Annotated in this window: 9 protein-coding genes and 1 pseudogene; 1 reads left to right on the top strand and 9 read right to left on the bottom strand. The window is 40.9% G+C overall.

Going from position 1 to position 10,412, the window contains the following annotated elements:
• Positions 1-120: 120 nt before the first annotated feature.
• From SORDD16_RS11570 to SORDD16_RS03285, 8 genes and pseudogenes are all read right to left on the bottom strand, one after another.
• Positions 121-576: pseudogene (locus SORDD16_RS11570) on the bottom strand (PASTA domain-containing protein); the annotation flags it as partial.
• A gap of 531 nt (positions 577-1,107) precedes the next feature.
• Positions 1,108-2,013 (bottom strand): GIY-YIG nuclease family protein, encoded by a 906-nt coding sequence (locus tag SORDD16_RS03315; protein ID WP_061452375.1) that lies wholly within the window; start codon positions 2,011-2,013, stop codon positions 1,108-1,110.
• A gap of 152 nt (positions 2,014-2,165) precedes the next feature.
• Positions 2,166-3,236 (bottom strand): ABC transporter substrate-binding protein, encoded by a 1,071-nt coding sequence (locus SORDD16_RS03310; RefSeq protein ID WP_061452374.1) that lies wholly within the window; start codon positions 3,234-3,236, stop codon positions 2,166-2,168.
• Positions 3,233-4,006, bottom strand: a complete 774-nt coding sequence (locus SORDD16_RS03305) for an ABC transporter permease (RefSeq protein WP_061452373.1) — start codon at positions 4,004-4,006, stop codon at positions 3,233-3,235. Before SORDD16_RS03305 ends, SORDD16_RS03310 begins: the two co-directional genes overlap by 4 nt.
• Entirely contained in the window at positions 4,003-4,809 is an 807-nt protein-coding gene (locus tag SORDD16_RS03300; RefSeq protein WP_061452372.1) for an ABC transporter permease, read from the bottom strand. The genes SORDD16_RS03305 and SORDD16_RS03300 overlap by 4 nt, the downstream gene beginning before the upstream one ends.
• Positions 4,796-5,947: an ABC transporter ATP-binding protein gene (locus tag SORDD16_RS03295; RefSeq protein WP_061452371.1), complete on the bottom strand. Its 1,152-nt coding sequence runs from the start codon at positions 5,945-5,947 to the stop codon at positions 4,796-4,798. Before SORDD16_RS03295 ends, SORDD16_RS03300 begins: the two co-directional genes overlap by 14 nt.
• A gap of 159 nt (positions 5,948-6,106) precedes the next feature.
• Positions 6,107-7,012 carry a UDP-N-acetylmuramate dehydrogenase gene (murB, locus tag SORDD16_RS03290; protein WP_061452632.1) on the bottom strand — a complete coding sequence of 302 codons (906 nt, stop codon included), beginning with the start codon at positions 7,010-7,012 and terminating at the stop codon, positions 6,107-6,109.
• Positions 7,013-7,281: 269 nt separating this feature from the next.
• Positions 7,282-8,103 carry an AraC family transcriptional regulator gene (locus SORDD16_RS03285; RefSeq protein ID WP_061452370.1) on the bottom strand — a complete coding sequence of 274 codons (822 nt, stop codon included), beginning with the start codon at positions 8,101-8,103 and terminating at the stop codon, positions 7,282-7,284.
• Positions 8,104-8,201: 98 nt separating this feature from the next.
• On the opposite strand from SORDD16_RS03285, the gene SORDD16_RS03280 reads away from it, so the two are divergent.
• Positions 8,202-9,410 carry an MFS transporter gene (locus SORDD16_RS03280; RefSeq protein ID WP_061452369.1) on the top strand — a complete coding sequence of 403 codons (1,209 nt, stop codon included), beginning with the start codon at positions 8,202-8,204 and terminating at the stop codon, positions 9,408-9,410.
• A 24-nt stretch (positions 9,411-9,434) separates the two neighbouring features.
• Here the strand turns inward: SORDD16_RS03280 and SORDD16_RS03275 are convergent, their stop codons facing one another.
• Positions 9,435-10,367, bottom strand: coding sequence for a LacI family DNA-binding transcriptional regulator (locus tag SORDD16_RS03275; RefSeq protein WP_061452368.1), 933 nt, complete (start codon positions 10,365-10,367; stop codon positions 9,435-9,437).
• Positions 10,368-10,412: the final 45 nt, after the last annotated feature.

Here is a 10,412-nt window from a genome sequence, read left to right as displayed (position 1 = left end):
TTCGCGAAGATTAGCCAAGGATGTTGAAAAATCTGTATCATCTGAAGTTGCTTTTGTAAAACTATCTCATATTCGTCGGATCTTAAGGATGTTATGATGTTGTGAATACAGGTTCTTATTTTATCTAGATCTGCTTTGTGATATTTGATGAGCTTTAGGCTTATAAATTGAAATCTTAATTCGTATTTTGTTCAAATCAACATTTTCACCAACTTTTGGATTTTGTTCAACAACTGTACCTTCAACAGTTCCTTCAGGTGCTGTTGACACTTCTACAACCTCAATATTAGCTTCTTTAACACCAACAATCTGTTTTAAATTATTTTTGGTAAACTCTAAACTAGAACCAATATAGCTTGGCATTGTAGCACTAGTTCGTTTTTTTGCAACAGTCAAAATAATACCTGATGCATCATTCAAATCATATAAAGTTCCCTCTGACAAACTCTGATGTAAAACTGTTCCGGGAGAATATTCATCACTTTCTTCTTCCTCAACTTTTATATGATTCTCAGGAATATTTCTACTCTTCAAATCATCTATAACATCCGAGGATTTTTGACCAATGTAGCTTCCAATATATACTTTTGTAGGCTGTGGTCTAGAAGGGGCAGAACTTGTTGATGAAGTTTGTTTATCTTGAGATTTATTTCCACCAAGAGAAGCTTGCTTTGTAGAACTTGTGGAGGTGGAAGATACAGCATTAGAACTATTATTTAAAATAGCAATTTTATCTTCATTATTTTTTTTGCTAGGAGTAAATAAGATGTACAATGCACCTACTACAAATAATAAAAAAACAAGAATAAAAGGAATAAAATACATCATTCTTCGTCTTTTTTCATTTTGGCTATTTCTTTCTTTAACTTCTTCTAGATTGGCTATTTCTTGACTCAACATCTCTTCAAGTAGAACTAACTGTTGTTCATCTGTCGCTTGTGCCATCTGTAATTTAATTTGATAAATTCTGTTTTCGTAGAAACGTTCCTCCTCCCTCTCACCTTGACGTTCTAATATGATATTTTGTTCTTTTAATTCTGAAATCTCTAAATCTTTAAATAATCTACCTGAATTACCTGTTGCAAATTTCTTCGCCATTTTCCCCTCCTAATTTGCATTATAACCATGTTCTCTGGATTTTAAAACACTTTTCCAATACTTTTCACGCTCGAGCGCTTTTTGTTTTCCCACTTCATTTTTAGGGAAAATTTCTAGTAGACTATACTGAAAATACTGTTTTACATAGTCAATTCCATGTTTTTCTACAATTTCCAAAAGTCGCTTGTTGGGATACTTGTTGTCCTCAACTTCTGTTTTGTCATATCCCTCACTAAGATAGGTCGACCAGCGGCCATAGATTCCCATATCTCCATAGGCAGAACCAATGTATAATTTTCCCGTTTTCCTATCCGTAATCACATAGACACCATAGACCGCGGACAACTGTTCTCGCCACGCTCGATTTGTCCAATTTTTCTTTAACTCTTGATACGAAAATGAGATATTTTCATAACCTGGGAATGTAGAAAATTTTTCAAAATAAGAACGATTGGTTACCTCTTCTACTTCGACACTGTCTATTGTAGAACGATTAGTATAAAACCAAGATTGACCTGTATTGATATGATTAACGAGAACCTTCTCTACAAACTTGTCATACTCTTCTAATCTTTCAGCTAGTGCATACTTGACATGATGATTTCCATACTGGACTTGTTGAACTTGACTATCTCGCTCTTTGATAAGATAAGCACCAACAAAGAGCCACTTATGATACTCTACTTCAATAAACTGAAATTGAATATCATCTTCACGATTACGACTTCTATCATCACTCCCTCTACTCAAAATCCAAGGTAGAAAATCCTCCGAACCACTGAGATAGTCTTCAACAAAATTATAATCACCCCAATTTTTATTAAAGCGTAACTTGATGCGTCGCCCTTTATATTCTGGACGAGCCAATAATTCATCAAATCTAAAAATATCCTTTAAAAAAATATCCTTGTCCATAACATAAACTCCCCTAGACTAGTTAGAAAGAGCTTGGGCGTAAGGTCAAGCTCTTATATAATATTATACAAGCTTTGTCAAGTGTAAGCCTATTTTTTTAGCGCTTTCACTCTATAGAAAAACGAACCAGCTTGACTGATTCGTTTCATTTATTACTTCCGGTACATTTTAAACTGTAGGAAGAGGTCACTATATTTTCCTGTCCATTTATGGTCAAACTTCTCATAAACTTCTAGGTTTTTCATGGTATCAGCGTCTGGATAGAAGGCCTTGTCTTCCTTGGTCTCCTCTGGGAGCAGTTCCTTGGCTGGGATATTTGGTGTCGCATAGCCGACATACTCAGCATTTTTCAGCGCCACTTCTGGTCGCAGCATAAAGTTGATAAAGGCATAGGCGGCGTCTGTGTTTTTCACAGTTTTAGGAATGACGATATTGTCAAACCAAAGGTTGCTGGCTTCTGATGGGACTACATAGCGGAGGTTTTCATTTTTCTCCAGCATCTGGCTGGCTTCCCCAGAGAAGGTCACCCCGATGGCTGCATTGTTTTGGATCATGTAGCCCTTCATCTCATCTGCGACGATAGCCTTGATATTAGGGGTCAGCTTGTAGAGCTTGTCGACCGTTTCTGTCAACTGCTCAGGATCCTTGGAGTTGAGGCTATAGCCAAGCGAGTTGAGCCCCAGTCCCAAGACCTCTCTGGCTCCATCAAAGAGCATGATGTCATTTTGGTATTCGGGCTTCCAGAGATCGTCCCAGTGCTCAGGCGCTTCCTCTACCATGGTTTCATTGTAGACGATTCCCAAGGTTCCCCAAAAATAAGGAACGGAGTATTGATTGCCTGGGTCAAAAGAAAGGTTAAGGAACTCAGACCCGATATTTTCAATCCCTTGAATCTTGGTGTAATCCAGTGGTACCAGGAGGTTTTCGTCCTTCATCTTGTTGATCATGTATTCACTCGGGATGGCGATGTCATAGGTAGTGCCCCCTTGCTTAATCTTGGTATACATGGCCTCGTTGGAGTCAAAGGTTTCGTACTGAACCTGGATACCCGTTTCTTCGGTAAATTGGACCAAAAGCTCGGGATCAATGTAGTCTCCCCAGTTGTAAATGACCAGTTGTTGACTATCTCGGCTATTGATCTGACTATCCAAGTGATGGGAAATTCCCCACAAGACTAGGATAATGGCGACAATGCCTGCTAAAAATGAATAGAGTCGTTTCATGCTTGGTCCTCCTTCTCTCGTGATATAAAGTAATAGCCCACTACAAGGACAATACTAAAGAGAAAGACGAGTGCAGACAGGGCATTGATTTCTAACGAAATCCCCTTACGAGCACGAGAGTAAATCTCGACTGACAAGGTCGAAAAGCCATTTCCAGTCACAAAGAAGGTCACGGCAAAATCATCCAGCGAATAGGTGAAGGCCATGAAATAACCTGCAATGATAGACGGAGTCAGATAAGGAAGCATGATTTCCTTGAACATCTGAAACTGGCTGGCTCCCAAGTCATAGGCCGCATGAATCATGTCACCGTTCATTTCCTTGAGTCGAGGCAAGACCATCAAGACAACGATAGGAATCGAGAAGGCCACGTGACTAGAGAGAACGGTCAAAAAGCCAAGTGAAAACTTGAGTTGGGTAAAGAGAATCAAGAAGCTGGCACCAATCATAACGTCAGGTGCAACCATGAGGATATTATTGAGTGATAAAAAGGCTTCTTGGTATTTCTTACGAGACTGGTAGATATAGATAGCACCGAAAGTCCCGATAATGGTCGCAATTAAAGCAGATAGAAAGGCCAAGAAAAAGGTTTGGGTGAGGATTAACATGAGGCGACCATCACCAAACATGGTTTTAAAATGGCTCAGACTAAATCCTGTAAAGCTGTTCATATCATCCCCTGCATTAAATGCATAGCCAATCAAGTAAAAAATTGGCAAATAAAGGATGATAAAGACAAAGGCTAGGTAGAGATTGGCAAATTTTTTCATCGTTCTCTCCTTTCCTTGGTCACCCACATGGTGATGAACATGGTCAGGATGAGGATCACACCGATGGTTGAACCCATACCGTAGTTGTCATTGGTTAGAAAGTTCTGCTCAATGGCCGTACCCAAGGTAATCACGCGGTTTCCACCAATCAAACGTGTCAGCATGAAAAGACTCAAACTAGGGATAAAGACAGACTGAACCCCACTTCTCACTCCGTTCATAGATAGAGGGAAGATAACATGGCGGAAAGTTTCCCACTTGGTCGCGCCCAGGTCATAGCTGGCATTGATGAGATTGTTGTCCATATCATCCAAGACATTGAAAATCGGCAAAATCATAAAGGGAAGCTCGATGTAGCTTGCGACAAAGATAAAGGAGAAATCAGTAAAGAGCAACTGCTGCGAACCGATTCCGATAAATTCCAAAAATTGATTAATAGAGCCATTTTGACCAAAAATCCCGATAAAGGCATAGGCCTTGAGGAGCAGGTTAATCCAGGTTGGCAGGATAATCAGCATGAGCCAGAGTTGACGATGCTTGAGACGGGTCAAAAAGAGGGCCGTCGGGTAGCTGATGAGCAGGGTCACCAAGGTCACAAGACCAGCATAGAGCACCGAGTTAAAACTCATCTTGAGATAGGTCAAGTTTTGTGACGCAAAGTAGGATTTATAGTTTTCTAAACTAAACTGCCCTTCGATGTTGAAAAAGGACTGACCAAAAATCAAGACCAGAGGTGCCAGAACAAAGAGTAAAATCCAGAGGAGATAGGGAACTACAAAAAGGTTGGAGCTAGTTTTCTTCATCGCGCTCCTCCTCAATAGCATTGATCAAGCCGGCTTCTACCTCTTCAATCTCCACATACTCTTCGATCCGGGCATCGAACTCTTCCTCGGTTTCATTGAGACGCATGATATGGATGTCTTCGGGTTCAAAGTCTAGACCGATTTCCTCACCCACGATGGCCTTACGAGTCGAGTGAATCATCCATTCATTTCCAAGTTCATCATAGGCGATAATCTCATAGTGAACGCCACGGAAAAGCTGGGTATCGACCTTGACTTGAAGCTTACCCTCTTCTGGTAGCGTAATACGCAGGTCCTCGGGACGAATAACGACTTCAACAGGCTCATTGGGTTTCATCCCACCATCAACTGCTTCAAAACGTTTGCCATTAAACTCGACCAAATAGTCCTCAATCATGGTTCCAGGAAGGATATTGGATTCCCCGATAAAGGTGGCAACAAAATGGTTGATTGGCTCGTCGTAAATATCCACAGGCGTTCCTGATTGAACGATTTCCCCGTCATTCATAACAAAAATCCAGTCACTCATGGCGAGAGCTTCTTCCTGATCGTGAGTGACAAAGACAAAGGTAATCCCCAATCGTTGTTGCAGTTCACGCAGTTCGTACTGCATGTCTGTTCGCAATTTCAAGTCCAGCGCTGACAAGGGCTCATCCAGCAAGACCACACGGGGTTGGTTGATGATAGCACGGGCAATGGCCACACGCTGACGTTGTCCGCCAGATAGTTTACGGATGGAACGTTTTTCATAACCTTCCAACTGAACCATCTTGAGAACTTCCGCTACACGTTGCTCGATTTCTTTCTTGTCGATTTTACGCAAGCGGAGTGGAAAGGCAACATTTTCAAACACATTCATATGTGGAAACAAGGCATAGGATTGGAAGACGGTATGGACATCTCGTTTATTAGTTGGGATGTCGTTGATCCGTACCCCATCCAGTAAAATATCCCCTGTCGTCGCATCCAGTAAACCTGCAATGATGTTTAGAATGGTTGATTTCCCTGAACCGGATGCGCCCAAAAGAGTGTAAAACTTCCCTTCTTCCAACTCAAAGTTAATGTCTTTGAGAACCTTGGTGTTGCTGTCTTCAAAAACTTTAGAGACGTTTTTGAATTCAATAATTGGTTTTTTCAATTGTCATAAATTCCTTCTTTTTCATAAATTAACAGATTAGGGCTCTGTTAGGCCGCTACTACCTCGTGTAGGAGATTAAACTGCCTACATACATCTTCACTAACGATAGGCTTTCACCCCCTTTACAATGGTTATAGCAGCAATTTTTCAACCCCAACCTTATTCCTTCTCACCCAAGATTCGGACTTCTCTTTCAAGAGTGACACCTGAGTGTTCCTTGACTTTTTCGATAACAGATTGGATCAAGTCCTCATAGTCTTTGGCCGTTCCGTCAGCAACATTGATCATAAAACCAGCGTGTTTTTCAGACACTTCAACACCACCGATACGATAGCCTTTCAAGCCAGCCTCTGAGATCAACTGACCTGCAAAATGACCAACAGGACGCTTAAAGACTGAACCACACGATGGGTATTCTAGAGGTTGTTTGAGTTCACGTAGGTGCGTCAAGCGGTCCATTTCTTGCTTGATAACCTGATGATTCCCTGGAGATAGGGCAAATTTAGCTGACAAAACAACAGCTCCAGAATCTTGAATAGCTGAATGGCGGTAACCAAAAGCCAAGTCCTTGACTGACAAGGTCTCGATTTCCCCTTCCTTGGTCAAAATTTGACAAGACTGCAAGATATGAGCAATCTCACCTCCATAGGCACCCGCATTCATAAAGACAGCTCCACCGATACTTCCAGGAATGCCACAAGCAAACTCAAAACCAGTCAAACTATGACGAAGGGCAATACGTGTCGTTTCAATCAAGTTGGCCCCAGCTTCTGCCTCAATGGTATAACCATCAACTGAAACGTTATTGAGCTTGTCACACAAGATGACAAATCCACGAATTCCGCCGTCACGAACGATAATATTGCTGGCATTCCCTAGCACCATCCAGGGAATATTCTCTTGATTAGCAAATTGAACAACACGCGCCATCTCATAGCGATTGCGTGGCAAAACCAGATAATCCGCTCGTCCCCCTACCTTAGTGTAGGTATAGAGCTTCAAGGGTTCCTTAAAACGAATATCGATTCCTTCTAAGATTTCAAGTATTTTTTCTTTTACTGACATGTCACTCATCCTTTTTCAAAATTCATTCCATTATACCATTTTTAGAGACATTTGACGACCTCAAAATTACTATTGATAATTCAACTCATGTTTTTCAAATGATGGATTCAGATGTTGACGTGAATGGGAGGCAATAGAAAAACACCCCAAAAGTTAGTTGAATGACATCTAACTTTCAGGATGCTGTTTTAAAAAATTTTTTTATATTGAATCTATCTGCACTTGAAGCAATCAATAACCTCCTTCTAAAGCAAATGCTGAGATGGATGCTAGTTGAATGGAGGATTTTTCCAGCCTTGGCGGTAAAATTTAGGACTCACAGAGAAAAGGTTCTTAAAAGCTTTTGAAAAGACTAGTTGGTCCTGATAGCCGACTTCCAAGGTAATTTCTTTTATAGATAGATCAGTGTCAGTTAAGAGTGTTCTTGCCTTTAGCAGGCGTGTTTCAAGGAGAAATTGCTGAGGAGATTTATGATAAAGTTTCTTAAACTGACGAAACAAAGTACTACGACTGAGTCCGACCTGGGATGCCAAGTCTTGAATAGAGATATCTTGTTGGTACTGTTGTAGTAAAATCTGTGCAGCTTTTTCAACAGGGAGTTGAGTGACATTCAGTGGTATTTTTGCTGGAAATTCTTCCTGCAAGTAGTAAAGGAAGGTATAAATTTGCATCTGGTACCAGCTTTCTTTTTGCCTATTTTCTGCAGTTTTGTGACAGATGTCTTGAATGATTTCTCTGCTTTGAAAAAGACTATCGAAATGGCAAACAGACTCATAAAAAACTTGTGTGTTTTGGAGATAGTCGCTTAATTTGTCTCCAGAGAATCCCAGCCAGTAGGTTGTCCAAGGATCTTCTGGATTTGCCCAATAGCGTACTTTTTGGCCTTTTCTTAGGATAAAACCATCATTTTTCTCCAAAGAATAGGTCTGCCCATCAACTTGCAGGTAGCCTTTCCCTTCACAAATCCAGTGGATGACAAAATCCTGAAAAACAGTATAGTCATAAAACGGAAAGCTAGAATAATCATCAATCCCACATTCTTCAAGGTAAAATTCCTTAGATGTTTCTTTAAAATAGTGCCATAGTTTCATAAATACTTTCTCCTTGCAACATAAGTGCATATTTCTTCATCATGAACTCCTAGAAAAGGAACAAACTCTGGTTTATAATGGGCAAGAAAGGAGAACAAATGAAAAAATCGTATCAATCTAGTATGGTAGGGCTCAACCTCAGTAATCAAATTGTTTCTATCACCATCACAGGTGACTTCATGATTCTTTTTATGAGCCAGATTTTAAGTTTTAGTGATTTGCAAAATAGTTGGCTTATCACAATGCTACCAATTATAGCCCTTGTCCGCATTCCCTTGTCTTATCTGATGCGGAGGAAAAATCTCCTTGACCTGATGCGGTGGAGTATACTGTCTAAGCTGTGTTTGCTTGGGATATTAGTAGTGATTCCCTACGAAAGCGTGACTTTTTCTATCTATGCTCTTTTTCTGGTTCTATATCAGATAGCCGTGGAGCTGGGCTTTGGTCTGGCTTGGAATCCCTTAATATTATTGTTAACAGAAGAGAAAGTCCGCGCAAAATTTCTCAGTTACTTAGGTTTGTTTCAGCTGGTCACGAGCTTTTATACCCTTCTTATTTCCTTTTTCATCGGAAAAGAACTGACTGCACTTCATTATCGATGGTTACTGGTGATTGCTCTTGCTAGTCTGTTCATGCAGTTTATTCTTTTGAAACAGTTACAAACAGACTATAGCTTGTTTCAAAATCATCAAGTAACAAGACAGATGGACTGGCAGGTTTTGAAAAAACAGCTCTGGCACCATGTCCGTGTCCTACTTTTGGATAGTTTGATTTTATATGTAACCTTAACGATGAATGTCCTCTATATGGTACAGGTATTGCACCTCTCCGCCAGCCTCGTGTCTCTATATTCGAGTATGAGTTTGCTGGGGAACGTCCTAGCCTTTGCTCTTGCAGGTCCTTGTTTTGAAAAAAGACGTTCTCTGTTTTTCACAATCTTACTGTTGGTAACGGGATGTGAGATTCTTGTGATCTTCTTTCTTCCCCATGATGCTGTATCCTATACAATCTTTTGGAGCATAGGTTGGGGATTATTAAATGGGGCTGTGGGAGCTCTATGGGGACTCTACATTTCTCTAGTCAAACACCAGGCAGCAAGTCCTAGCCCCTTTACAATTTGGAATATTTATCAGGGGATTGCCTATCTTGTTAGCGTACTTGTCTTTTATCTCTCTGGTAACTTGGTGCACCTAGCTAGTTCCAGCTCAGGGCTGGATCCGTATCGTCTGGTCTTGATTGCCTGCCTAAGCATCTGCATCCTGGTTTGTTTACGGATGCTGTATAGAAGAAAAATAGGTCTCAAGTGACGATTGTCGCTTGAGCCTATTTTATCATCGTATGATAAACTCCGATTGTAGGATAATGGTCCGTTTTTCGTCAGAGAGTGCTTGTTTGAAGCTTTCCTGACCGAGTTGGTAGGATTTATTATCAATGGTAGGAATCCCCAGCACCTCTCCTGTCAGTTGCTTTTCTTGGCCAATCAGCAAAGGTAATTCAATATTTTTCTCCTGATAATAGCGAACCACACCAGTTGCTACATCATCTCCGTTGCTGAAAATACAGTCTAAATCTTGCTCTAGTAGGCTATCCCCTTGCTCATAAGCATCCTCTCCCGTGGAAATGCCATCCAAAATCAGAGGTTCCTTTTTTTCACTAAAAACTTCCTTGTAGGCTTCCATAGTGAGACGGTAGGTGGAACTTTTTAGGTCTTTTCGGGTAAATAGCAGAGCAATTCTACTTTTTCCCTGGTCTTTAATCCAATTAAAGGCTGTCTTGCAAGCATGGGTGCGGCTCACATAAACGCTACTCAGATTGGGGTCCTGCACTTCTTCACAGCAGACAATATTGCCATACTTAGCGTAGGAAGCAATGGTTTCTAAATCTACACTGCGAGAGGTGAAAATAAGACTGTCAAAGGCCCTTCCTCGCAGCTGCTCCAGATAATATTTTTCCAAGTCTATATCATAACGAGAAGGTAGAATGAGCAAGGTATAGTTATGATCCATAGCTGCATCCAAAAGCCCGTTCAGTAACTGACTGAAATAAGGGTGCAGGGTCGTGTTGGGAATAACTACACCGACCCGACGAGTCGAACCTGAACTTAACTCCTGAGCTAGAATGTTGGGACGGTAGTCCAGTTCCTCCATGACTTGCAGGATTTTCTGACGAGCCTCCTCGGATACATGGGGATGGTTGTTGATGACGCGTGACACGCTAGAAACTGAGTAGCCAGTCAGTTTGGCAATTTTTCGAATATTTGTCATTGTTTGCTTTCTATAGGAGGATTGACATCCTCCAAACACGTGATT

Source organism: Streptococcus oralis, assembly GCF_001578945.1.
Lineage (GTDB): Bacteria > Bacillota > Bacilli > Lactobacillales > Streptococcaceae > Streptococcus > Streptococcus oralis_Q.
The sequence above is the reverse complement of the archived record's forward strand: the minus strand, read 5'-3'. Positions and strand labels throughout refer to the sequence as shown.

Bases quoted from the DNA above. Each gene is read 5' to 3' on its own strand.
- SORDD16_RS03315 (WP_061452375.1), bottom strand. From the start codon at position 2,013: ATGGACAAGGATATTTTTTTAAAGGATATTTTTAGATTTGATGAATTA.
- SORDD16_RS03310 (WP_061452374.1), bottom strand. From the start codon at position 3,236: ATGAAACGACTCTATTCATTTTTAGCAGGCATTGTCGCCATTATCCTA.
- SORDD16_RS03305 (WP_061452373.1), bottom strand. From the start codon at position 4,006: ATGAAAAAATTTGCCAATCTCTACCTAGCCTTTGTCTTTATCATCCTT.
- SORDD16_RS03300 (WP_061452372.1), bottom strand. From the start codon at position 4,809: ATGAAGAAAACTAGCTCCAACCTTTTTGTAGTTCCCTATCTCCTCTGG.
- murB (WP_061452632.1), bottom strand. From the start codon at position 7,012: ATGTCAGTAAAAGAAAAAATACTTGAAATCTTAGAAGGAATCGATATT.
- SORDD16_RS03285 (WP_061452370.1), bottom strand. From the start codon at position 8,103: ATGAAACTATGGCACTATTTTAAAGAAACATCTAAGGAATTTTACCTT.
- SORDD16_RS03280 (WP_061452369.1), top strand. From the start codon at position 8,202: ATGAAAAAATCGTATCAATCTAGTATGGTAGGGCTCAACCTCAGTAAT.
- SORDD16_RS03275 (WP_061452368.1), bottom strand. From the start codon at position 10,367: ATGACAAATATTCGAAAAATTGCCAAACTGACTGGCTACTCAGTTTCT.